The sequence below is a fragment of the Psychrobacillus sp. PGGUH221 genome (genome assembly GCF_042055255.1).
GTDB lineage: Bacteria > Bacillota > Bacilli > Bacillales_A > Planococcaceae > Psychrobacillus.
Map to the genome: position 1 here is coordinate 117,237 of NZ_JAQMHQ010000004.1, position 24,475 is coordinate 141,711.

General features: G+C 35.5%; 21 protein-coding genes. All 21 read left to right on the top strand.

Annotated elements, in window-relative coordinates; all coding sequences use genetic code 11:
- The first annotated feature begins 67 nt into the window (after positions 1–67).
- The 21 genes from PGC35_RS08130 to recA all read left to right on the top strand — a co-directional run bounded on the left by PGC35_RS08130 (position 68) and on the right by recA (position 24,313).
- Entirely contained in the window at positions 68–1,294 is a 1,227-nt protein-coding gene (locus PGC35_RS08130; protein WP_375218819.1) for a M16 family metallopeptidase, read from the top strand.
- 111 nt (positions 1,295–1,405) lie between these two features.
- Entirely contained in the window at positions 1,406–1,684 is a 279-nt protein-coding gene (locus PGC35_RS08135; protein ID WP_053589932.1) for a YlmC/YmxH family sporulation protein, read from the top strand.
- Complete coding sequence (locus PGC35_RS08140; protein WP_375218820.1) at positions 1,656–2,480, top strand: NAD(P)-dependent oxidoreductase; 825 nt, start codon at positions 1,656–1,658, stop codon at positions 2,478–2,480. The genes PGC35_RS08135 and PGC35_RS08140 overlap by 29 nt, the downstream gene beginning before the upstream one ends.
- Entirely contained in the window at positions 2,474–3,061 is a 588-nt protein-coding gene (locus PGC35_RS08145; protein WP_375218821.1) for a dipicolinate synthase subunit B, read from the top strand. Before PGC35_RS08140 ends, PGC35_RS08145 begins: the two co-directional genes overlap by 7 nt.
- A gap of 88 nt (positions 3,062–3,149) precedes the next feature.
- A complete protein-coding gene (asd, locus tag PGC35_RS08150; RefSeq protein WP_375218822.1) occupies positions 3,150–4,196 on the top strand; it encodes an aspartate-semialdehyde dehydrogenase in 1,047 nt (348 codons plus the stop codon).
- Between the two features lie 5 nt (positions 4,197–4,201).
- Positions 4,202–5,083: a 4-hydroxy-tetrahydrodipicolinate synthase gene (dapA, locus tag PGC35_RS08155; protein WP_375218823.1), complete on the top strand. Its 882-nt coding sequence runs from the start codon at positions 4,202–4,204 to the stop codon at positions 5,081–5,083.
- 921 nt (positions 5,084–6,004) lie between these two features.
- A complete protein-coding gene (locus tag PGC35_RS08160; RefSeq protein ID WP_053589927.1) occupies positions 6,005–7,672 on the top strand; it encodes a ribonuclease J in 1,668 nt (555 codons plus the stop codon).
- An 80-nt stretch (positions 7,673–7,752) separates the two neighbouring features.
- A complete protein-coding gene (locus PGC35_RS08165; protein WP_375218824.1) occupies positions 7,753–10,026 on the top strand; it encodes an FtsK/SpoIIIE family DNA translocase in 2,274 nt (757 codons plus the stop codon).
- 211 nt (positions 10,027–10,237) lie between these two features.
- The gene (locus PGC35_RS08170) at positions 10,238–10,966 is read left to right on the top strand and encodes a GntR family transcriptional regulator (RefSeq protein WP_053589925.1); all 729 of its coding nucleotides are present in this window, start codon (positions 10,238–10,240) and stop codon (positions 10,964–10,966) included.
- Between the two features lie 46 nt (positions 10,967–11,012).
- On the top strand, positions 11,013–12,095 hold the full coding sequence (locus PGC35_RS08175) for a BMP family lipoprotein (RefSeq protein WP_375218825.1): 1,083 nt from the start codon (positions 11,013–11,015) through the stop codon (positions 12,093–12,095).
- Between the two features lie 234 nt (positions 12,096–12,329).
- The gene (locus tag PGC35_RS08180; protein ID WP_375218826.1) at positions 12,330–13,883 is read left to right on the top strand and encodes an ABC transporter ATP-binding protein; all 1,554 of its coding nucleotides are present in this window, start codon (positions 12,330–12,332) and stop codon (positions 13,881–13,883) included.
- Positions 13,873–14,919, top strand: a complete 1,047-nt coding sequence (locus PGC35_RS08185; protein WP_056829335.1) for an ABC transporter permease — start codon at positions 13,873–13,875, stop codon at positions 14,917–14,919. The genes PGC35_RS08180 and PGC35_RS08185 overlap by 11 nt, the downstream gene beginning before the upstream one ends.
- A gap of 1 nt (position 14,920) precedes the next feature.
- Positions 14,921–15,880: an ABC transporter permease gene (locus tag PGC35_RS08190; RefSeq protein WP_056829337.1), complete on the top strand. Its 960-nt coding sequence runs from the start codon at positions 14,921–14,923 to the stop codon at positions 15,878–15,880.
- A gap of 169 nt (positions 15,881–16,049) precedes the next feature.
- Positions 16,050–17,327, top strand: a complete 1,278-nt coding sequence (gene yfmF, locus PGC35_RS08195; protein ID WP_375218827.1) for an EF-P 5-aminopentanol modification-associated protein YfmF — start codon at positions 16,050–16,052, stop codon at positions 17,325–17,327.
- The gene (gene yfmH, locus PGC35_RS08200; RefSeq protein WP_375218828.1) at positions 17,320–18,624 is read left to right on the top strand and encodes an EF-P 5-aminopentanol modification-associated protein YfmH; all 1,305 of its coding nucleotides are present in this window, start codon (positions 17,320–17,322) and stop codon (positions 18,622–18,624) included. The genes yfmF and yfmH overlap by 8 nt, the downstream gene beginning before the upstream one ends.
- On the top strand, positions 18,617–19,348 hold the full coding sequence (gene ymfI / locus PGC35_RS08205) for an elongation factor P 5-aminopentanone reductase (protein ID WP_275785028.1): 732 nt from the start codon (positions 18,617–18,619) through the stop codon (positions 19,346–19,348). Before yfmH ends, ymfI begins: the two co-directional genes overlap by 8 nt.
- A 124-nt stretch (positions 19,349–19,472) precedes the next feature.
- Entirely contained in the window at positions 19,473–20,279 is an 807-nt protein-coding gene (locus PGC35_RS08210; protein WP_056829344.1) for a YmfK family protein, read from the top strand.
- Positions 20,280–20,296: 17 nt separating this feature from the next.
- Entirely contained in the window at positions 20,297–21,157 is an 861-nt protein-coding gene (locus PGC35_RS08215; protein ID WP_375218829.1) for a helix-turn-helix domain-containing protein, read from the top strand.
- Between the two features lie 56 nt (positions 21,158–21,213).
- The gene (gene pgsA / locus PGC35_RS08220) at positions 21,214–21,792 is read left to right on the top strand and encodes a CDP-diacylglycerol--glycerol-3-phosphate 3-phosphatidyltransferase (protein ID WP_056830273.1); all 579 of its coding nucleotides are present in this window, start codon (positions 21,214–21,216) and stop codon (positions 21,790–21,792) included.
- Positions 21,793–21,812: 20 nt separating this feature from the next.
- Entirely contained in the window at positions 21,813–23,069 is a 1,257-nt protein-coding gene (locus PGC35_RS08225; protein WP_375218830.1) for a competence/damage-inducible protein A, read from the top strand.
- A gap of 179 nt (positions 23,070–23,248) precedes the next feature.
- On the top strand, positions 23,249–24,313 hold the full coding sequence (recA, locus tag PGC35_RS08230; RefSeq protein ID WP_256363917.1) for a recombinase RecA: 1,065 nt from the start codon (positions 23,249–23,251) through the stop codon (positions 24,311–24,313).
- Positions 24,314–24,475 lie beyond the last annotated feature (162 nt).

Here is a 24,475-nt window from a genome sequence, read left to right on the forward strand (position 1 = left end):
ACCGTAGTTAAGTTTCTACGGCAACCTTTTTGAATGTTTGAATAATATAAATAGGGGTGTTGTTAATTTGATTAATAAAATTACTTGTGAAAATGGACTTCGTATTGTTTCTGAACATATTCCACATGTACGCTCTGTTGCTGTTGGGATATGGGTACAGGCAGGTTCGAGAAATGAACTGCCAGAAGAAAACGGGCTAACTCACTTTATTGAACATATGCTATTTAAAGGTACATCTTCAAGATCTGCAAAACAAATTGCAGAAGAATTTGATCGAATCGGCGGTAACATAAATGCATTTACATCTAAAGAAAATACTTGCTACTATGCAAAGGTATTGAATCACCATGCGACGCATGCAGTAGAAATACTTGCCGATATGTTTTTTAATTCTACTTTTGACTCAAATGAAATCGATAAAGAAAGACAGGTAGTTCTGGAAGAAATAAATATGGTGGAAGATACACCTGATGATATTGTTCATGAATATTTATGGAGAGCTATGTACGAAGACAATCCTTTAGGTTCACCAATATTAGGGACAGAAGAGACTTTAAACAGCTTTACAAAAGAATCTATTTTATCCTATATGAAAAAACATTATATACCTGAAAATATTGTCGTTTCCGTAGCAGGTGACATACAAGAGGGATTATTAGGATATATTGAATCGCTATTTGGACATTTTATGGGTGTAAACTCACAAGTTGCAACGCTAGAAATACCAAAGCTCAAAGCTACTTATACAGAAAATTCCAAAGAAACGGAGCAAGCACATATTTGTTTAGCTTATCCTGCTTTAAGTGTAAAAGCGGACAATATTTATAGTCTCGTTGTATTGAATAATATTTTGGGAGGAAGTATGTCCTCTAGACTTTTCCAGGATATCCGTGAGGATAAAGGGCTTGCTTATTCAATCTACTCTTACCATTCTGCATACGAAGATACTGGAGTTCTTGCAATATATGGTGGAACCTCTAGTAATCAATTAACGGAATTAAAGAATTGTATTTTCGATACAATTCAAACAATTGTAAAGAATGGAATGACGGAGACTGAGGTTACAAATTCAAAAGAGCAATTAAAAGGAAACTTACTACTTGGTTTAGAAAGTACAAATTCACGAATGAGTAGGAATGGAAAAAATGAGCTCCTTTTTGGAAAACATCGTTCCTTAGATGAAGTGAGTGAAACAATTGATGAAGTAACACTGGATTCGGTCCAAGAGCTTGCAAAAGAAATATTTGCCCATGAGCCGGCTATTTCTATAATAATGCCTAAAAAAGTCGATTAGATATCGGCTTTTTTTCTTGCTTTATTTCATCCAATCAGGTCCTTTTTTCTATTCACTTTGTTTAAGGAAAAGGCATATACATAAGTAGAAGTATAAGGGGGAGGGAAAAGGTTGTTACTTTCGGAACTTGCTGAAAAAGAGCTTATCCAAGTAAAAGACGGTGCAAGATATGGAAGACTTGCGAATACCGAGTTACTTTTTGATCCAACTACGGGGAAGATTCAAGGATTTGAGGTATATCAAAAGTCAGCTTCTTTTTTTCAAGGAAATAAAGCAAATAAGAAAAAAGAATTTATTTCGTGGGAAGAAATTATTCTAATAGGGAAAGACCGTATTTTGTTTAATGAAGCAGATTCTTTAAATGATTCAAGTGGTTATTATGAACAATAAGTTAGCAATCATAGGTACCGATGATCGGTTACAGTACCTCAAAGATGAATTATCCGAGAATTTAGAAGTTAAATTATTTTCAACGATGGTTTGGAATGATGAGGTTGAGAACGCTATACACGATTTCCAACCGAATATTGTATTCATGCCCATCCAAGCTATGAAGATGGAGCATCCTTTCGCTTTACCAAGTACATGTGAATTACTTTTTGTTGGTAAGAAATACGAAGAAATAGAGGGTGCATGTGACGAGAATAATAGAAAAGTATTTTACTATTTAGAAGACGAACCGTGGATTTGGGATAATGCAAATCTTACCGCTGAAGGGTTTATTAATTATTTTTATTTAAATGAGAAGCAGTCTGTGTACAACAAAAGATTTATCATAACTGGTTATGGAAGGGTCGGAAAAAGGCTAGCATATGCACTACATCATTTAGGAGCAAAAGTAATCATATCTGTACGCTCCGAGAATCAATTGTTTGAAGCAAAAAGTTATGGATATGAAATTGAAGCATTAGATTATGTAATTGAAAAATTAAAAGATCCTACAGTTTATTTAGTTAATACAATACCTTCCAAATGGTTAAGTAATGAAGATACAATATTTTTTAATAAAATTATTGATCTTGCATCAAAGCCAGGATGCTTATTAGATTCAAGTGAAAATATTCCAGAAAATTATGCAAACCCAACAAGTCTGCCAGGGATGTATTTTCCTCAAGATGCAGGAAATTTATTAGCTAGGTCTGTTCGAACTCAATTGGCTTTACTAGAGGGGGATAATTTGTGTTAAATGGTCTTAGAATAGGTCTTGGAATAACCGCTTCTCATTGTACTTATGAGGAAGTCATTCCAATGATTAATCAATTTACAGATAAAGGTGCAACTGTTGTTCCTATTATTACGTATTCTGTTTTAACAGCAGCTACTCGTTTTGGAACAGGTGAAGAATGGATTGAAAAAATAGAAAAAGCAAGTGGAAGTAAAGTAGTTTCTAAAATTGTGGAAGCAGAGCCTTTTGGACCGACAAATCCATTAGACTGCATGGTTATTGCGCCGATGACTGGTAATTCAATTAGTAAGCTTTCCAATGCCCAAACTGATTCACCTGTTTTGATGGCTGCTAAAGCTACTTTACGAAACGGTAAGCCAGTTGTATTAGGTATTTCAACGAATGATGCACTTGGATTAAATGGTATGAATATAATGAAACTGCTTTCTACCAAAAATATTTACTTTATCCCCTTTGGTCAAGACAATCCTCATAAAAAACCAAACTCATTAATTGCCGACTTTACTCAAATCATACCAACCGTTGAACATGCTATTCAATCAAAGCAATTACAGCCTTTACTTATAACTCATTCATTCTAAATATAATAGGTAGTGTATTTTCATGTATTTTCATGTATAATATGAAACAATATCGCAAAAATGTTTTGATTTTAGGAGGAGAGCTTTTATGTCACAAGGTTATACAGTAGCAGTAGTCGGAGCGACTGGTGCAGTTGGTCAAAAAATTATTGAAAAATTAGTAGAGAGAAGCTTTCCCTATTCGACTTTAAAGCTATTAGCTTCTAAAAAATCAGCAGGTAAACAAGTAGAAGTAAATGGTTCATCCTATACAATTGAAGAAGCAACACCTGATTCTTTTGAAGGAGTAGACGTTGCTTTTTTCTCTGCAGGTGGCGCTATATCAAAAGCTTTGGCAAAAGAAGCAAGCAATAGAGGTGCTATTGTTATTGATAACACAAGTGCATTCCGTATGGATAAGGATACTCCTCTTGTTGTTCCTGAAGTAAATAAACAAGCATTACATGAGCAAACAGGGATTATTGCTAATCCGAATTGTTCTACTATTCAGATGGTTTGTGCTTTAGAACCTATCCGTCAACAATTTGGTTTAAATAAAGTAATCGTTTCTACTTATCAAGCTGTTTCTGGAGCAGGGGCTGCAGCAATTGAAGAGCTAACTGTTCAAAGTGAAGCAATTCAAGTGAAAAATCCACAACCACAAATCTTGCCAGTGAAAAGTGCCGAAAAGCATTATCCGATTGCAGGAAACGTTATTCCTCAAATTGATGTGTTCGAAACAGATGGTTTTACATTTGAAGAACATAAAATGATGAACGAGACAAAAAAGATAATGTCTATGTCTGAACTTTCTATTGCTGCAACTTGTGTACGTGTTCCAGTAGTTACAGGACATTCGGAATCTGTCTATATCGAAGTAGATAATGAAAATGTAACAGTAAATGATATCAGAGAAGTGCTTTCAACTGCGAAAGGTATCACTGTACAAGATAAACCGGAGCAACAACTTTATCCAATGCCATATTTTGCAGAAGATGAAGACGATGTTTTTGTTGGCCGTATTAGAAAAGATCCTTCAAACAAGAAAGGCTTCCATATGTGGATCGTTTCCGACAATTTGTTAAAAGGGGCAGCACTTAACTCCATACAAATTGCTGAAGCTTTAATTGAAGAGGGCATACTAAAAGAGGTGTAAGAAAAATGAATATAGGTCAAGTTTCTACAGCAATGGTTACTCCATTTCAAAAAGATGGATTAATCGACTATATAGCAACAGAGAAACTAATTGAACACTTACTCACTAATGGAACTGACTCTCTAGTTGTATGCGGAACAACTGGAGAATCTCCAACATTATCAACAGATGAAAAATTATCATTAATACAATTTGTTGTAGAAAAAGTGAACAAAAGAGTTCCCGTGATAGCAGGAACAGGAAGCAATAATACAGCTGCTTCCATTGATTTATCTTTAAAAGCAGAGGCACTTGGAGTAGACGCTCTTATGATAGTGACTCCTTACTATAATAAACCAAATCAAAGAGGTATGATTGCGCACTTCAAAGCAATTGCAAATGCGACTACATTACCAATAGTTGTGTATAATATCCCCGGTCGTTCGGTTGTTAATTTGGAACCGGAATCGATTGTCGAATTAAGTGAAATTCCGTCGATTCAAATTGTAAAAGAAGCAAGTGGAAGTTTGGATCAAATGACAAAAATATTAGCAAACACGGAAGAGGATTTTCTAGTTTATAGTGGGGATGACTCTTTAACGTTACCACTGATTGCAATTGGTGGATCAGGAATAATCTCGGTTGCTTCTCATGTTATCGGAACCGAAATGCAAGAGATGATTCAATTATTTCATGCAGGTGAGCATAAAAAAGCATCAAGTATCCATCAACGAATTTTACCAGTGATGAAAGCTTTATTTGAACATCCAAATCCAGTTGTTGTTAAATACGCCCTTTCAAAAATAGGGTTAGAAGTAGGTTCCTTACGTTTACCTTTAGTGGAAATGACTCCAGAAGAAAAAACAGCATTCGATCGAATTTGGGAAAGTTATTTAGAGAGCAAATAATAATAAGAGGCTGTCCTGAAAGTCATATAAAATGACTTTTTAGGTCAGCCTCTTTCTTCATAGCATCTATTTTAAAAAGTGCAGTATTTTTCCGTTCCAGGCGGACGCTTTCCGCGGGCGAGCGCCGAGCCTCCTCCTTCGCTACGATCGAGGGCACTGAAAAAGTCTTCAATGAGATTTCATAACAGTATGTGGACGACAAGTTGTTCACATATTCGATTATTATTTGGATCCGTTAATTTCCGTTCCAGGCGGACGCTTTCCGCCGGCATGACTTCAGCCGCTTCCCTTGCTCCTGCGCAAGCTCGTCGCAAAAATTAATTTCGCTACGCTCAGTCTAGGGTCTTCAGTTCATGCACCTGCCGCTTCGCTTTCGGTGCAGAAAACATTTGCTATTCCGGCTGGAGTCGCCGCCTTCTACTTCAATTAACTATAATCCCCTTTTCAATTAGGAAATCATCATGCCCTTAATAGAGCAAGTTTTTATTACTTACATTTTTTCAATTAGTATTTATAGAAAATCGTTGAAAAAGACAACGCCCGCGGAAAGGGAGTCTTTCAACGATTTTCTTATTTATTGGACGACATTATTTAGTAATGCAAATTCTATAGACTTTCAGTGCCCTCAACGTAGGAGAGGAAGGTAGGCTAAGTACGCTCCGTCAAATGGAAGGCAATCTAAGTTCGCCGCGTCCTGCGGCAATTATTGCATGATCCAACATCGTGTTGGCCCAAGCGGCTCAACAATCGACCGTGGAAAGCGAGCGCTAAGCTTTGAACTTATAGAGACAATAAGTATTTTTCGTAGTTACTATTAGTTTCTAACAAATGCGTTATGCTTTTATTATTGTGCGAATCGTTGACGTTCGATATAATGAAAACTAGTGGATGTTGGTCGGGTTAATTTTAGGAGGAAAACAATTGGTTAAAGTAAAAAATGAACTTATTCGAATTATACCGCTTGGTGGAGTGGGAGAAATCGGAAAAGCAATGTATGTGGTAGAAATTGACGAAGAAATATTCGTAGTAGACAGTGGACTTATGTTCCCAGAAAATGAAATGCTAGGTATTGATATTGTAATACCAGATATCACGTATTTAGAAGAAAATAAGAGTCGTGTAAAAGGTATATTTTTAACTCATGGACACGAGGATGCTATCGGCTCAATTGCGTATTTACTGCAAAAAGTACAAGCACCAGTGTATGGATCTAAGTTAACAATTGCTTTAGCTAAAACTCATATGAAAGCTTTGCCTACAAAGCAACAGGTTAAATACTTTGAAGTAACGAATAAGAGCCGTATGAATTTCCAAAATACGTATGTGACTTTTTTCCATACGACACATAGTATACCAGATTCACTCGGTATTGTTTTTCATACTTCAGAGGGCGCAATTGTGCATACAGGAGAATTTAAATTCGACCAATCAGCTAAAGGAAAATATCGCCCTGATATCGCAAAAATTGCCGGATTAGGTGAAGAAGGCGTATTTATTTTATTATCTGATTCAACGGAAGCAGAAAGACCAGGATATACAACTTCAGAAGCAGTTATAGAAAACCAATTATCAGAAACATTCCACGCTTCTCAAGGACGTATCCTTGTATCTTTATATGCTTCAAATTTTATACGTATTCAACAAGTATTAGATAAAGCTGCAGAAACTCATAAAAAAGTTGCGATAGCAGGAAAAAGCCTAGAAAATATATTTGAAATTGGGTTAGATTTAGGCTATTTTACAGTGGAAGAAGACACAATTATTCCAATAAAAGAGATATCGAAGTATAACGATAATGATATAGTTGTAATTGTATCAGGCAATCAAGGGGAACCCCTAGAAGCATTAGAAAAAATGGTTCGTAAACATCACAAAGATATAAAAATTAAAGACACAGATACAGTATTAATCACGTTTACCCCTTCTCCTGGTATGGAGGTTGGGATGTATTCAACGATGAACCAAATTGCTAAAGCGGGTGCAAAAGTATTGACTTCAGAAAAAAATGTCCATGTTTCTGGACACGGAAGTCAAGAAGATTTAAAAATGATGCTTAACTTAACAAAGCCGACTTATTTTATTCCAATTCAAGGGGAATACCGTATGTTAATGGCTCACTCTAAATTAGCTCAAGATATTGGTATGTCTAAATCAGAAATTTTTATTGCAGATAAGGGAGATATTGTCGAATATAAAAATGGAAAAATGAGAATGAGCGGAAGAGTTCAAGCTGGTAACGTATTAATTGATGGTATTGGTGTAGGGGATGTAGGTAATATTGTTCTACGTGATCGTAAGCTTTTATCGCAGGACGGTATATTTATAGTTGTTGTAACATTAAACCGTGCTCAAAAGAAAATTGCTTCTGGACCAGAAATACTTTCAAGAGGATTCGTATATGTAAGAGAGTCCGAAGAGTTAATGGATGAGTCTGCTAAACTAGTAAAAACAGTTGTTGAAAAATATGTGAATAAAGAAACGTTTGAATGGACAAACATAAAACAAGAAATCCGCGATACGCTAAATTCATATTTATTCCAACAAACAAAACGACGTCCAATGATCATCCCGATTATTATGGAATATTAATGTGAGTATATAAGGATTTCCTTTCCGATTATTGCGGAAGGAAATCCTTTTTATCATTTTGAGGAAAGCAGGTGACTTAGATGGCACAAAAAAGGAAAAAACCAGTCAAAAAAGCAGCAGCCAAAAAAACGTTACATCCATTAATGTATGAAATTATTGGATTAATCGTTATTGGAATTGCAATTATCTCGTTTTATGAATACGGCCTTGTCGGAAAAAGTTTAGCGTATGTAGGTTATTTTCTATTCGGTAATTGGCATATTGCTGTACCCTTTCTATTAATTGTTTTTGCACTAATTATTATGATTAAACAAACATTTCCTTCTTGGAATCATCGACTTTTATTAGGTTTTGCCTTTGTATTAAGTAGTCTTTTGTTATTTAGTCATTTATCTCTCTTTGAGCAGCTCTTTAGTGGAAATGCATTAGTAACAAATTCTGTACTAAGAGAAAGTTATAGAGTATTAGTAGAAAGTGGAGGAATTACAGATAGAAGCAGTTCACTTGGTGGTGGAATGATTGGTGCTATCCTGTTTGCCTCTTTTCATGTGTTGTTTGATGCTGCTGGAGCAAAAGTAGCTGGATGGCTATTGCTATTTATAGGTATAGTATTAATAACAGGTAAAGCACTAGTTCCTTATTTAGTTGAGGTATCTCCTAAATTTAAAGAGTTGTTTAAAAGACGTAAGAAAAAATCAAAACCAGTAGTATCGGAGAGAAAAGCAAGAAGAACAAAAAAAGAAATGGTCCAAGAAGAAGCAGTTACTATACACGAGGAAAAAACTCTTCCATTAGAAGAAGAAATAATTCAAGATTCGGCTCCTATCATTTCTGCATTTACGGAACGAATTTCTAAAAGAGAAGAGTCAACAGAAGCTCCCGAACCATTAGAAATTAATATGGAATCAGAAGTTATTGAAAATGAAGATTATCAACTCCCATCGATGTCACTTTTAGATTCATCTACTCACAGTGATCAAAGTGGAGAATTAAATGCAATTCAGGCGAATGCAAAAAAGCTAGAACAAACTTTTTTAAGTTTTGGAGTAAAAGCAAAAGTTACTCAGGTTCATTTAGGGCCAGCAGTTACAAAATATGAAGTGCTTCCTGATGTAGGAGTAAAAGTAAGCCGTATTGTAAGCCTACATGACGATTTAGCTTTAGCACTTGCAGCGAGAGATATTCGAATTGAAGCTCCAATTCCAGGGAAATCTGCAGTCGGTATAGAGGTTCCGAATAAGGAAGTTGCAATTGTTAGCCTGAGTGAAGTGCTAGAATCCAAAGAAAATAACAAGCCTAATCTAAAGCTTCTAATTGGTTTTGGTAGAGATGTGACGGGACAAGCTGTATTAGCGGAACTAAACAAGATGCCTCATTTACTCGTTGCAGGTTCTACCGGTAGTGGGAAGAGTGTTTGCATTAATGGAATAATAATAAGTATTATGATGCGAGCTAAACCTCATGAAGTGAAAATGATGATGATTGACCCTAAGATGGTAGAGTTGAATGTGTATAATGGCATTCCCCATCTGTTAGCTCCAGTTGTGACAGATCCAAGAAAAGCTTCACAAGCCTTGAAAAAAATTGTATCGGAAATGGAAAGAAGATATGATTTATTTTCTCACACAGGAACACGAAATATAGGTGGATATAACGAACACATTGATAAATGGAATGAAGAAAATGAAGAGAAACATCCAAAACTTCCATATATAGTCGTAATAGTTGATGAGCTAGCAGATTTAATGATGGTAGCTTCAAGTGATGTGGAGGATTCTATTACGAGACTTGCACAAATGGCACGGGCAGCTGGTATTCATTTAATAATTGCTACACAACGACCAAGTGTGGATGTTATTACGGGTATTATTAAAGCAAATATTCCTTCGAGAATAGCATTTGCAGTATCTTCTGCTATTGATTCACGAACTATATTAGATATGGGAGGAGCAGAAAAACTTTTAGGGCGTGGAGATATGCTTTTCCTACCTGCTGGAAGTTCGAAGCCTGTCCGTGTTCAAGGTGCATATTTATCAGATGCTGAGGTAGAACGAGTAGTAGATTTTGTCATTGAACAACAAAAAGCAAATTATCAGGAAGAAATGATTCCTGATGAAGTGGAAGAATCTTCAGAACAACTAGACCGAGATGAGTTATATGAAGATGCATTGCAATTAGTAACAGACATGCAGACTGCATCTGTCTCCCTTTTACAACGTCGTTTTAGAATTGGATACTCTCGTGCTGCTCGAATTATTGATCAGCTCGAAATGGGTGGAGTTGTTGGTCCATATGAAGGAAGTAAGCCACGGCAAGTGCTTATATCTAAACAAGCGTTAGATGAAGAAATATGAGGACATATATAATTATTTTTTGGTAATTAGTATCACACTTTGAAGATATAATATGACAAAAACATTACATTTAGTTAAATTTTACGTTAAATCTTTTATTCTAATATTAATAAAAGTATTTATTTCAATCATTAAAAATGTTATAGTATGACTGATTAGTAGGAATCTTTTACATCGGAGGTCTGATCTCTTCAAAATGGTGGTGTTTTCGTTGACAATTAAAATAGACCATCGTCATCTGTATCTTCAAGTAATTGATCGTCTTAAACAAGACATTGACAATGGCATATTCAAAGAAAAGGAAAAGCTTCCGTCAGAATTTGAATTAGCTAAAACGCTTGGAGTAAGTCGTGCAACTTTAAGAGAAGCACTTCGCTTATTGGAAGAAGAAAATGTCATTATTAGAAGACATGGTGTCGGCACATTTGTTAATTCAAAGCCTGTTTTTACTTCAGGAATTGAACAATTATCTAGTGTTTCATCCATGATTCGAAGTGCAGGAATGGAACCGGGAACAATTTATCTTAGTTCTATGCAATCACTTGCTTCTGAAGATGATATAAAACGCTTTCAGTGTAGTGAAGAACAATCAATAATATCGATGGAACGAGTCCGTACTGCAAATGGTGAGCCAGTTGTATATTGTATAGATAAAGTTCCAGAAAATTACTTGCCAAATGATTTTCTTGTTAGAGAAGAAGGTTCGATATTTAATGCATTAGAGGAATCGGGAGAAATTAGAGTTTCGCACGCGGTAACATTTATTGATCCAGTGGGATATCATGAAATTGCTTCACCGACGTTAAACTGTGAACCAGAAACTTCATTGCTTGTATTAAAACAACTTCACTACGATGAAAATGATCGTGTAGTTTTGTACTCGAAAAACTATTTTCGAGCTGATAAATTTAGCTTTCATGTTGTTCGGAAAAGGGTGTAAAAAGATTTAAATTCCTGCTAATAAGAAAAAAATGGGGGTTTTCAATTTGACAAAACGTAAATTTGGATTAGGACTGTCACTTGTACTTGCTGCTGGAACAATTCTTGGAGCATGTGGTGCAAAAGAAGATGAGGCTACTCCTTCAAAAGGTAATGAAGGTTCAGGTTCAACTGCAAGTGAAGCAAAAGACTTTTCTTTAGCAATGGTAACTGACGTTGGTGGAGTAGATGACAAATCATTTAACCAATTAGCTTGGGAAGGTATTGAAGCATTTGGGAAAGAAAACGGTCTTGAAAAAGGTGACGGTGGATATGATTACCTTCAATCTGCATCAGACGCTGATTACAATACAAACTTAAATAACTTAGTACGTCGTGACTTTGACGTAGTTTATGGTATTGGTTTCCTAATGGAAAAACCAATTGCAACTATTGCTGAGCAACAAAAAGATGCTCAACTTGCTATCATTGATGCTGTTGTTGATGCACCAAACGTTGCTTCTGTAATGTTTAAAGAGCAAGAAGGTTCATTCTTAGCAGGTGTAGCTGCTGCTCTAATGTCTGAATCTAAACAAATCGGATTCGTTGGTGGAATGGAAATTCCAGTTATCGAACGTTTTGAAGCTGGTTTCTTAGAAGGCGTTAAAGCTGTAGATCCAAGCATTAAAGTAGATGTTCAATATACAGGGAAATTTGATGATGCAGCACTTGGTAAAACTACTGCAAACCGTATGTACTCTTCAGGAGTAGATATTATTTTCCACGCAGCTGGTGGTACTGGTAATGGTGTATTCGCTGAAGCAAAAGAACGTAAAACAAAAGATGCAAATGCTAACGTATGGGTAATCGGAGTTGACTCTGACCAATACGAAGAGGGTGCAGTTGGTGATACTAACGTAACTCTTACATCTATGCAAAAACGTGTTGACGTAGCTGTTCAAAACATTGCAAAAGAAACAATGGCTGGAAACTTCCCAGGTGGAAAAACAGTAACTTATGGTTTAGCGGAAGAAGGAGTTGGCCTTGCTGATTCTCGTGGAGCTATTCCAGAAGATGTTCTAGCAAAAGTTAAAGAGTTCTCTGATAAAATTGCTTCAGGTGAAATCGTAGTACCTGAAACAGTAGAATAATTTTGTAACGCACATCATAAAGGCCGAGTTATCGGTCTTTATGATTCTTTAATTAGTAGATGAAAGATTTTAAATATTTAAAGTCTTCATTAGATTTTTGAGTCTAATTTAATAGATAGACATTTCAGGTTATAAGGGTTATGGATTATGAAACTATTTCCAATAATCTATAAGATGAAAATTTAAAGTCTTTCTTGTATTAATTTTGTACTAGTATAGTAGGGAGTGAATTCATTGGATTATGTAATAGAGATGCTTGGCATTCGTAAAGAGTTTGGATCGTTTGTTGCAAATGATAACATTACCCTTCAATTAAAGAAGGGAGAAATTCATGCTCTGCTAGGGGAGAATGGTGCTGGAAAGTCCACTCTCATGAATGTTTTATTTGGTCTATATCAACCAGAAGCTGGTGAAATAAAAGTTAACGGAAAATCAGTTAAGATTACTGATCCAAACGTTGCCAACGATCTTGGAATAGGTATGGTACATCAGCATTTTATGCTTGTAGAAAATTTTACGGTAACTGAAAACATTATTTTAGGTAATGAGTTAACGAAAAATGGAACTATCAATATTAAAGATGCTTCAAAAAAAATACAGAAATTATCCGAGATGTATGGTTTAGATGTAGATCCAAACGCAAAAATTGAAGATATTTCTGTAGGTATGCAACAACGTGTTGAAATCTTGAAAACACTTTATCGTGGAGCAGAAATTTTAATTTTTGATGAACCTACTGCTTCTTTAACACCTCAAGAAATTCATGAACTAATTCAAATTATGAAAAGACTTATCCAAGAAGGAAAATCAATTATTTTAATTACGCACAAATTAAAAGAAATAATGGACGTTTCTGATCGTGTTACAGTCATTCGTAAAGGTGTAGGAATTGGAACAGTTATTACTGCCGAAACAAATCCAAATGAACTTGCTTCTCTAATGGTAGGAAGACAAGTCGACTTTAAAACAATTAAGGAAGAGGCTCATCCTACAGATGAATCGCTTATTATCAAAGATTTAACTGTTACGGATTACAGAGGAATTGAAAAAGTTAAGGGATTAAATTTAACAGTTCGTAAAGGAGAAATACTAGGGATAGCTGGTATTGATGGGAATGGACAATCCGAATTAATAGAAGCTATTACTGGCCTTCGTAAAGTTAAGAAAGGTACTATTTCTATCAATGGACAAGATGTTACGAACAAAAAGCCTCGTCAAGTGACAGAAGCAGGAGTTGGGCATATCCCACAAGATCGTCATAAACATGGTTTAGTATTAGACTTTTCAATAGGGCATAATATTGCGTTACAAACATACTATTTGTCACCGATTTCGAATAAAGGAATTATGGATTATGGGAAAGTATCGGAGCTGGCAAAAAAAGTAATTAGTGACTTTGATGTTCGTACTCAAGGCGAAGATTCACTTGCGCGTTCCTTATCAGGAGGAAATCAACAAAAAGCAATTATTGGTCGTGAGATTATTCGTAATCCTGAACTTTTAATTGCTGCACTACCAACGAGAGGTCTTGATGTTGGTGCTATCGAATTTATTCATCAACGCTTAATCGAACAACGTGATAATGGAAAAGCAGTTCTACTTCTTTCATTTGAATTAGATGAAGTAATGAATGTTTCAGATCGTATCGCGGTTATTCATGATGGCCAAATTGTTGATACTGTATATCCGAAAGATACAACTGAGCAAGAGCTTGGCTTGTTAATGGCAGGTCAAAGCATAAGAGAAGAAATTGAAGTGAACCAGGGGGATAAACAGCATGTCGAATAGAGTAGTAAATATTCTTGTCCCTGTTATATCGGTTATTTTAGGGTTGCTTGTCGGAGCTATCGTCATGCTTGTTAGTGGATATGATCCAGTACAAGGTTATATTGCATTATGGAATGGTATTTTTGGAGATTCATATGCAATCGGAGAGACAATCCGTCAAATAACACCATACCTTTTATCTGGTCTAGCAGTGGCTTTTGCGTTCCGAACAGGATTGTTTAATATTGGGGTAGAAGGACAACTTTTAGTTGGCTGGTTCGCAGCTGCATATGTTGGTGTAGCTTTCGATTTACCAATGTATATACATCTTCCATTTGCTATTATTGCAGCTGCATTAGCAGGTGCTATATGGGCATTTATTCCTGGGTTATTAAAAGCGAAGTTGCAAGTTCATGAAGTAATTGTAACGATTATGATGAACTATATTGCACTTCATACAACAAATGCCCTTATTCGAATTATTTCGGATGGAGGAGATAACACAGGTACTATTAAAGAGACCGCGTCTTTAAAATCGGCATTTTTTGAAAGTATGACTGACTTTTCACGCTTACATTATGGTATTTTCATTGCTCTTGCGATGGTTTTATTAATGTGGTTTATCTTAGAAAAAACTACGACTGGTTACGAGCTAAAAGCAGTTGGTTTTAACAAAAATGCTTCTCAATATGCTGGTATGAATGTAAATAAAAATATTATTTTATCTATGGTTATTTCTGGGGCTTTTGCTGGTCTAGCTGGAGCTATGGAGGCACTTGGTACATTCCAATACGCGAATGTAAAAGGTGGATTTACTGGAATAGGTTTTGACGGTATCGCCGTAGCCCTTTTAGGTGCGAATACTCCACTTGGAGTGGTTTTCGGAGCAACTTTATTTGGGGCTTTAAAATATGGGGCTTTAAATATGCCGAACGCAGCAGGAATACCTGTTGAAATTGTATCGATTGTTATTGCAATCATTATTTTCTTTGTAGCTTGTGGTTACGTTATTCGCTATTTCCTTGAAAAAATGAACAAGAAAAAGGAGGCGAAATAATATGAGCTTTTTAGATGTTCTATATTTCATTATTCCATCGGCTATTTTCTATGCTGCTCCATTAATCTTTACTGCCATTGGTGGGGTGTTTTCTGAACGTTCAGGTGTTATTAATATTGGACTTGAAGGTTTGATGGTAATGGGAGCATTTATTGGTATATTATTTAACTTAATGTTCGTAGATACTTTTGGAGCCTTTACTCCTTGGGTTTCATTACTTGCAGCTATGGTTGTCTCAGCAATTTTTTCCTTAATGCATGCAGTTGCAGCAATATCTTTCCGTGCTGACCAGACCATTTCTGGGGTTGCGATCAATATGCTTGGTGTCGCAATTGCATTATTCTCAGTGAAAATGATTTATGGTAAAGGTCAAACAGATTATATTCAAGAACGTTTTATACGATTTGACATACCATTTTTAAGTGATATACCGGTGATAGGACCAATGTTCTTTAAGGATGTTTATTCAACGTCGATTTTAGCTGTAGCAATAGCGATTCTAGCTTGGTTTGTTATTTATAAAACTCCATTTGGATTGAGATTACGTGCTGTTGGTGAGCATCCGATGGCAGCAGACACGATGGGTGTAAATGTTACAAAAATGCGCTATATAGCGGTTGTATTATCTGGAGCTCTAGCTGGTATAGGGGGAGCGGTTTATTCGCAATCTATCTCAGGAGAGTTTAGCCATACTACTATAAATGGACAAGGATTTATGGCACTTGCAGCAATGATTTTTGGTAAATGGCATCCACTTGGTGCTCTAGGAGCGGCTTTATTCTTTGGTTTTGCTCAAGCGCTAAGTATTGTGGGAGGGCAAATTCCTTACATTGACCAAATACCAAGTTATTTCTTACATGTACTACCTTATGTCTTGACGATCTTGGCGGTTGCTGGATTTATAGGTAAAGCATATGCACCGAAAGCAAGTGGAATTCCATATATAAAAGGTAAACGATAAGTTTTTAAACGTTTATTTTGATCGTCTTAAGAGACACGTTAGATGTATACTATTGTTAAATCTGTAGGGACCAAATTTATTTGGTCCCTTTTATTTGGCATAGTTTAAAAGGAAGATGTATAGTGAATAGAAGATAGAGTAAACTATATAGAAAAAGGGGGATAACAACATGTTTCAGAAGTATGAACTTGCACATGGTGTTAAGCTTTATGTTAGACCGACAGAACAATTTAAAACAATTAATATTTCATTTAAATGGAAACAGCCAATTACTGTTCAAGATGCCTCAATTCGTGCAGTACTTGCCAATATACTTCAATATAGTAATGAAATATATCCTACGAACTCCGAATTTCGTAAACGTGTAGATGAACTATATGGGGCAGTTATATATTTCGATACGATAAAAAAAGGTAATAATCATATCTTTTCGTTGAATGCTGAAACTGTAAATGATGCTTATTTGTCTAATGAAAAGGTAGTAGACGAAGTAATTTCCTTGCTTTCTACAGTAATTTATAAACCCCTTTTAGTAAATGGTAAATTTGTTGATTCCATCGTAAAACGTGAGAAGGAACAAGTTATCGAACGAATTCAATCCATGTATGATGATAAAACTAGATATGCTCAACAACGTTTGCTCGAAAACATTCGTCCAGATCACCCTGCCTCCATATCTTCAAATGGAACGGTACCTGCAGTTCAAGCAGTAACAAATGAACAATTAGTTGAAATGCACAGAAAAATAATAAACGATGATGAATTATCTATTTACATAGTTGGTGACGTAGATGTTAATGACATCAAAGGGAAAATAGAAAGTCACTTCCCATTTACAGCTCGCAAAGATAAAGTATCATCCAAACACGATACACAAAAAGTAGGTCATAAAAACGAATTTTTACATGAAATACAAGAGATGAAACAAGGTAAATTACATATTGCCTATCACACACCAATTACTTTCTTCTCTGAAGAATTTCCAATTATGCAGATGACAAACGGGATTTTTGGTGGATTTGCTCATTCAAAAATATTTATGAATGTTCGGGAAAAAGAAAGTATGGCTTATTACGCATCTAGTAGTTATTCATCGATGTATGGTTTAATATTCGTGTTAGCTGGAATAGATTCGAACTTACAAGAAAAAGCAGTACAGCTAATTGATGAACAACTGAAGGTAATGCAAGCTGGTGAGATTTCTGATTTAGAAATAAATCAAACGAGATCGATGTTAAAGAACCAGCTAAAGGAAGCGTTAGATTCTGCTCGTGCACAAATTGAAATTTATGATCAATATAAAGAATTGAATGAAGAATTTACAGTAGAAGATTGGTTTGAAAAATGGTCTAATGTGACAAAAGACCAAATTCAACAAATGGCTTCTAAGATAGAGAAGGAATTCGTCTATTTCCTATCTGGTAAGGATGGTGCGGAGAATGAATAAAACTTATTTTCAACAATTAGATGAGACTTTATACAATGAACAACTACCGAATGGTTTAAATGTATATATTTTACCGAAAAAGGGTTTTTCCAAAACCTATGTAACATTTACAACTAATTATGGCTCAATTGATCGTGAGTTTATCCCTCTTGGCAAAGAGGAACCGGTTATCGTTCCAGAAGGGATTGCTCATTTTTTAGAGCATAAAATGTTCGAAAAAGAAGAAGGCGATGTTTTTCAACAGTTTAGTGAAAAAGGTGCTTCGGCTAATGCTTTTACCTCGTTTACGAGAACTTCTTATTTATTTTCGTCCACAGATCATGTGTTAGATAATACAAAAACTTTGCTTGATTTTGTTCAACAACCTTACTTTACAGAACAAACAGTAGAAAAAGAAAAAGGTATTATTGCCCAGGAAATTACCATGTATGACGACCAACCAGATTGGCGATTGTATTTTGGTACGATTGAAAATATGTATAAAGAACATCCTGTGAAAATTGATATTGCAGGAACAATTGAATCTATCAATAAAATAACTGCAGATCATTTATATGAATGTTACAACACTTTTTACCATCCATCTAACATGATGGTATTTGTGGTCGGTGCAGTGGATCCAGAGATAATGATGAATTTTATAAAAGAGGATCAAGCGTCAAAATCATTTGAAAAACCGCAGGAAATAAAAAGATTTTTCCCAAATGAGCAATTATCTGTTGATATTCAAGAACGTACTCTCCAAATGGATGTACAAAAACCTAAAGTAATGTTCGGAATAAAATCAAATAATACAAATATTTTTGGAAATGAAATGTTGAATTATGAACTTTCCATGCAGGTGGCAGTCGAATTAATTTTTGGTAGAACTTCAGTCTTTTATCAAGATGTATACGAAAAAGGATATATTGATGAATCATACTCTGCGGATTTTTCAATGGAACATGGCTATGGATTTACTATGATTGGTTCAGATTCCACTAATCCCGAAGCACTTGTTGCTTCCATTAAACAAACAATCGCAGATACTCAGGATGAATGGAAATACACGGAAGAAGACTTAAAGCGTGTTACACGTAAAAAGATTGGCTTTTTCTTACGTGCTTTGAATTCTATTGAATATATCGCGAATCAATTTACTCGATATTCGTTTAACAAGATGAATTTATTTGATGTAGTCCCTGCTTTGGAAAACTTAACGATGGAACAAGTAAAACATGCGTTTGAATCATTAACTAACAGTGAAATGCATACAGTATTTACCGTTCTTCCAAACGAGAAAAAGCAAAATGACTAACAAATTTGCTCTAGTTGTAGGTGCATCAGGTGAGATTGGTCATGCAATCAGTTATAAACTTGCTGAAGCTGGTTGGTCATTGTACTTACATTTTGCTAGTAATGAAGAACTTGTAAAAAGCTTGTTAGCAAAACTAGAGTCTTCTTATCCAGAACAAGATTTTTTGCTCGTTCAAGCGGATATGAGGAGTTCTGAGTCTGTAGAATCTTTAGTATCCTCGATATTTTCGCTTCAGACCATTATATTTGCTCAAGGGCATAGTTTGTATAAAGGGTTAGAAGAGACGACATTAGTTGAAATACGAGATCTTTTTCAAGTGCATGTTGAACATCCAATTTACTTAGCTGGAAAACTTACACCCAAACTTCGAAAAAATGTGAATGCCTCCATTGTTTTTGTAGGTTCTATATGGGGAGACACCGGGGCTTCTTATGAGGTAGCATATTCCGCTGCAAAAGGTGCTCAGCATGCGTTTGTGAAAGCATATGCAAAAGAAGTGGCTTTGCAGAAAATTACAGTCAATGCTGTTGCACCAGGATTTATTGATACTAAAATGAATCATCATTTAGATATGGAAGCACGAGATCTGTTATTAGAAGAAATACCTGCTGGTGTATTTGGTACTACGGATGATGTGGCAAATGCTGTCGAATTTTTAGTAAGTGAGAAAGCAAATTATATAACTGGTCAAATTATCCGAGTAAATGGTGGATGGTATATTTGATGTAAAAAGAAAAGAGAGGGATCCTGTAGCTCTTTTCTTTTTTTCTTTTATTCATCTCAAAAATCATATATGATAGAACTTATAATGAAATGAAACGTCATCTAAATAGAGGGGACAGATAACTATGGCAAGTGAATGGTTTTTTGAATATGACATTCAAATAAATCGTCCTGGACTTTTGGGAGATATCGCTTCTTTACTTGGTATGCTACGAGTTAATATCGTCACAATTAATGGTGTTGACGAAGGCCGTCGAGGAATGTTGATTAAAGCCGAAAAAAAAGAGAATATTGAACGCTTTGAGCATATTGCTTCTACGATGGAAATGATTCAATTAACCAAATTTAGGGAACCTAAGTTGAGAGACCGTTTAGCTGTTAGACATGGAAGGTATATACAACGTGATGCAGATGATAAAAAGACCTTTCGATTTGTAAGAGATGAGCTAGGTTTGCTAGTTGATTTCATGGCAGAAATATTTAAGCAGGAAGGCCACAAACTAATTGGTATTAGAGGTATGCCACGTGTCGGTAAAACGGAATCAGTTGTTGCTGCTAGTGTCTGTGCTAACAAAAAGTGGATTTTTCTATCCTCTACAATGATTAAGCAAACAATCAGAAGTCAGCTTGCAGGGGACGAGTTTAGTGATCGTAACATTTTTATTTTAGATGGTATAGTAACAAGAAAGTCAAATGATGAGAAACATCAAATGTTAGTAAGAGAAATGATGCGGATGCCTACTATTAAAGTAGTAGAACACCCGGACATGTTTATCCAACATTCGGAGTACTCTATTGATGATTTCGACTATATTATTGAACTTCGTCATAACCCAGACGAGGAAATTACGTACGAAATGATGGAGAAAAACCACGGAATGTCCGACAAAGGGATGAGTGGGTTTGGCGGATTTGGTGGATTTAATTTTTAAACGGGCAGGTGTTTTAAGTGACAGAACTAGGTGCTCGCTTAAAAGAGGCGAGAATTGCAAAAGGATTTAGTATTGATGATTTACAAGAAATCACAAAAATACAAAAGAGATATTTGGCTGGAATAGAAGAAGGAAATTATGCGACTATGCCTGGTTCATTCTATGTTCGTGCTTTTATTAAGCAATATGCAGAAGCCGTTGGTTTAAACGGGGATGAACTATTAGATACTTATAAATCGGAGATTCCAACACCGATGAATGAAGAAGTATCAAAGAATATAACTGCAACGCCTTCTCGAAGATCATTAGGCGGTCGTTCAACGGGCAAGTTTATGGAAGTATTTCCGATGCTAGTAGTTGCACTTTTTGCTATCGCTATTATAGTGATTTTATGGTTTTTATTTCAAAATTCACCGAAGAATGATGAAACGGATCCAGCTGAAACTGATAACGCTTTAACTCTGGAAACAAAACCACCTACAGAGGAAAAGAATCCAGTTACACCAACTGAGGAAGAAAAACCAGACGAAGAAGTACAAGAAGAAGTTGTTGAAGAAACTAAGCCGGAACAACAGTTAACATTTGTAGAAACGCAAGGTGAAACAACAACATATGATTTAACTGGTGCAGAATCTTATTTAGTTAAAATTGTTGCAACAAATAAAACCTGGCTGAATATTAGAGACCAGGACAACAAAATTTTAGTTGATCAAGCAGTTAATGCAGGTGAAACATTCGAGTATGATGCAAGTGCGTTAACAAGAGTGCGAATCCGTTTAGGCCATACACCTGGAAATACAGTATCTATAAACGATCAAGCAGTTGAATTTAAATCAGATAGTACTACTCAAAATTTAGTGATACAGTTCAACAAATAGCCATCTATTTAGATGGCTTTTTGGTCTTATAAGAAAGGAGTTTGTCGTAAATGAAAATGAATATTCCAAATCAAATTTCCATGTTTCGCATTTTTTTAATTCCAGTATTTATGTTTTTTATGCTTGTAGATTTTAACTGGGGGGATGTTAGCTTCCTCGGAGCTACAATTCCTTTAGGTCATTTAATTGGAGCGATTATTTTTATCATTGCATCCATTACGGATTTTATTGATGGTTATTACGCGAGAAAATATAATCTCGTAACTAATATGGGGAAATTTTTAGATCCATTAGCAGATAAATTATTAGTTTCTGCAGCTCTTATTATATTAGTTCAGTTTGGAATGGCTCCTGCTTGGGTAGTAATATTAATTATTAGTCGTGAATTTGCAGTAACAGGACTACGTTTAATACTTGCAAACGAAGGAGAAGTAGTTGCTGCGAACCAGTTAGGTAAAATTAAAATGTGGACACAAATCATTGCAATATCTTCATTGTTATTAGGGAATGTCTTTTTTGAAATGTTCTCTATCCCATTTGATATGATTATGTTGTATGTATGTCTCATTTTCACCTTATGGTCTGGGTTTGATTACTTCTATTTAAATCGTAGAGTGTTACTTGATTCTAAGTGATAGGAAGGAAGTATTGTTAGATGAAAGCAGAGATAATTGCTGTAGGCTCAGAGTTATTGTTAGGGCAGATTTCAAATACGAATGCCCGATTTATTTCTTCCCAACTTGCTGAATTAGGAATCGATGTTTATTTTCATACAGTAGTGGGAGATAATCCGAAACGTTTACTCGATTCGATTAAAATCGCAGAAGAACGTGCAGATTTAATTATTTTCACAGGTGGTTTAGGACCTACAAAAGACGACCTAACAAAAGAAACTATTTCCGCTCATTTAAACAAAAAATTGGTACTTGATCAACAAGCGTTACTTTATATCGAAGACTTTTTCAAAAGAATGAACCGTGAAATGACCGAAAATAATAAAAAACAAGCATTAGTACTTGAAGGCTGTACAGTATTGCCGAATAAGAATGGGATGGCTCCCGGGATGCTACTTACATCAGAGAATCACTCGTATATCCTTTTACCTGGACCACCAAAAGAAATGGAGCCTATGTTCCAATTTGAAGCAAAACCATTACTGCTAAAATTACTCAATGAAGAAACGGTTATTTTGTCTCATGTAATGCGTTTTTATGGTATTGGTGAAGCAGAACTGGAAACGCGGGTACAGGACTTATTAGATAACCAAACAAACCCTACATTGGCTCCACTCGCTTCAGATGGGGAAGTTACGTTACGCTTGACAGCTAAAAGTGATTCAGAAGCTGCAGCATGGGAAAAGATTGAGGTTCTTCAAAAAGAGATTTTTGACCGTGTAGGTGAATATGTATATGGGTACAATGACGACTCTTTAGCCTCTAAGCTTCAAGAGATACTAGTTGAAAATCAATTAACTATTTCTGCCGCAGAAAGCATGACTGCAGGATTATTTCAATCCGAAATTGCTGCAGTTAAAGGAATGGGTGCAGTATTAGTTGGAGGTATGATTACATATACCGAGTCTATCAAAGTCGATCAACTTGGCGTAGATCAGCAAATAATAGACTCATTTGGGGTAGTATCTAGAGAATGTGCTGAGGCTATGGCTAATTGTATTAAAGAAAAATTTAATACAAATATTGGTGTTGGCATAACAGGGGCAGCTGGACCAGATGCTCATGGTGGCCAGCCGGCTGGCACTGTCTGGATAGGTATTGCTTTAAATGATATGGCACCAGTGTCGTATAAGTTAAGTCTTTCGGGTATGAGAAACACTAATAGACTGAGAGCTGTGAAATTTACTATTCATTACTTAATTCGATTACTTCGCGAACAAGGTTTTAAAACAATTTAATTTTATTTTCATTATGAAAAACGACCCAAAATTCAATTTTGAGTCGTTTTTAAGTCCAAAAATTAAATTGTCGTTAAAAATAAACGAATAAACGTTCGCTTTTTTCTTGAATATTTCTCAAACACCTAGTATAGTAGAGATAGAAATAAAAACAGACTTTCTTTTGAGGAGGAAAACAATTGGCTAATGATCGTAAAGCAGCTTTAGAAATGGCTTTAAAACAAATAGAGAAACAATTTGGTAAAGGTTCAATTATGAAACTTGGTGAAAAAACAGATAGAGAAATTTCAACATCCTCTAGTGGCTCTTTAGCACTTGATGCAGCTTTAGGAATAGGTGGATACCCAAGAGGTCGTATAATTGAGACATACGGTCCAGAAAGTTCTGGTAAAACTACAGTTGCACTTCATGCAATTGCTGAAGTTCAAAAAACTGGAGGCCAAGCGGCTTTTATTGACGCAGAGCATGCGCTAGATCCTGTCTATGCTCAAAAACTAGGTGTAAATATCGATGAACTCCTTTTATCTCAACCGGATACGGGAGAACAAGCACTAGAAATAGCTGAGGCATTAGTACGTAGTGGAGCAGTTGAAATTTTAGTTATTGACTCTGTTGCTGCTCTAGTTCCTAAAGCTGAAATTGAGGGTGAAATGGGAGATTCTCATATTGGTCTTCAAGCTCGTTTAATGTCACAAGCATTACGTAAGCTTTCTGGAGCTATTAATAAATCAAATACTATTGCAATCTTCATCAACCAAGTTCGTGAAAAAGTAGGCGTGATGTTTGGAAATCCAGAAGTTACACCAGGTGGACGTGCACTTAAATTTTATAGCTCCGTACGTTTGGAAGTTAGACGTGCAGAAGCGATAAAACAAGGTACAGATATTGTAGGTAACAAAACGAAGATTAAAGTTGTAAAAAACAAAGTAGCTCCACCATTCAGAACAGCAGAAGTGGATATTATGTATGGGGAAGGAATTTCTCAAGAAGGAGAAATTGTGGACCTTGGTTCCGAAATGGACATTATTCAAAAAAGCGGTTCTTGGTATGCTTACAATGAAGAACGTATAGGACAGGGTAGAGAAAACGCAAAACAATTCCTTAAAGAAAATCCTGCTATTAAAAATGAAATTTCACAAAAAATCCGCGAATCTCTTGGAATGACTGCAGCTTCATATACTATTGCAGGACATGAGCCAGAAGAAGAAGAGGAAGAATTTGAATTATTATTAGATGAAGAATAAAAAAGAAGTCTCTCATTTTATGGGAGACTTTTTTCTTTTTTCAATTAATCAACAAACAAGAGACATAGAATAACTTCAACGTAGAAAACTTATGAATCGAACATAATGATTCCACTTCTCTAGTATCCAATTTACTAAAGTTAATGATTAGAGACTATATTT

What these genes read in the sequence shown, in the direction of transcription:
- PGC35_RS08140 (WP_375218820.1), top strand. Translation starts at nt 1,656, where the DNA reads ATGATTCAAGTGGTTATTATGAACAATAAGTTAGCAATCATAGGTACC.
- asd (WP_375218822.1), top strand. Translation starts at nt 3,150, where the DNA reads ATGTCACAAGGTTATACAGTAGCAGTAGTCGGAGCGACTGGTGCAGTT.
- dapA (WP_375218823.1), top strand. Translation starts at nt 4,202, where the DNA reads ATGAATATAGGTCAAGTTTCTACAGCAATGGTTACTCCATTTCAAAAA.
- PGC35_RS08165 (WP_375218824.1), top strand. Translation starts at nt 7,753, where the DNA reads ATGGCACAAAAAAGGAAAAAACCAGTCAAAAAAGCAGCAGCCAAAAAA.
- PGC35_RS08185 (WP_056829335.1), top strand. Translation starts at nt 13,873, where the DNA reads ATGTCGAATAGAGTAGTAAATATTCTTGTCCCTGTTATATCGGTTATT.
- PGC35_RS08190 (WP_056829337.1), top strand. Translation starts at nt 14,921, where the DNA reads ATGAGCTTTTTAGATGTTCTATATTTCATTATTCCATCGGCTATTTTC.
- yfmF (WP_375218827.1), top strand. Translation starts at nt 16,050, where the DNA reads ATGTTTCAGAAGTATGAACTTGCACATGGTGTTAAGCTTTATGTTAGA.
- yfmH (WP_375218828.1), top strand. Translation starts at nt 17,320, where the DNA reads ATGAATAAAACTTATTTTCAACAATTAGATGAGACTTTATACAATGAA.
- ymfI (WP_275785028.1), top strand. Translation starts at nt 18,617, where the DNA reads ATGACTAACAAATTTGCTCTAGTTGTAGGTGCATCAGGTGAGATTGGT.
- PGC35_RS08210 (WP_056829344.1), top strand. Translation starts at nt 19,473, where the DNA reads ATGGCAAGTGAATGGTTTTTTGAATATGACATTCAAATAAATCGTCCT.
- pgsA (WP_056830273.1), top strand. Translation starts at nt 21,214, where the DNA reads ATGAATATTCCAAATCAAATTTCCATGTTTCGCATTTTTTTAATTCCA.
- PGC35_RS08225 (WP_375218830.1), top strand. Translation starts at nt 21,813, where the DNA reads ATGAAAGCAGAGATAATTGCTGTAGGCTCAGAGTTATTGTTAGGGCAG.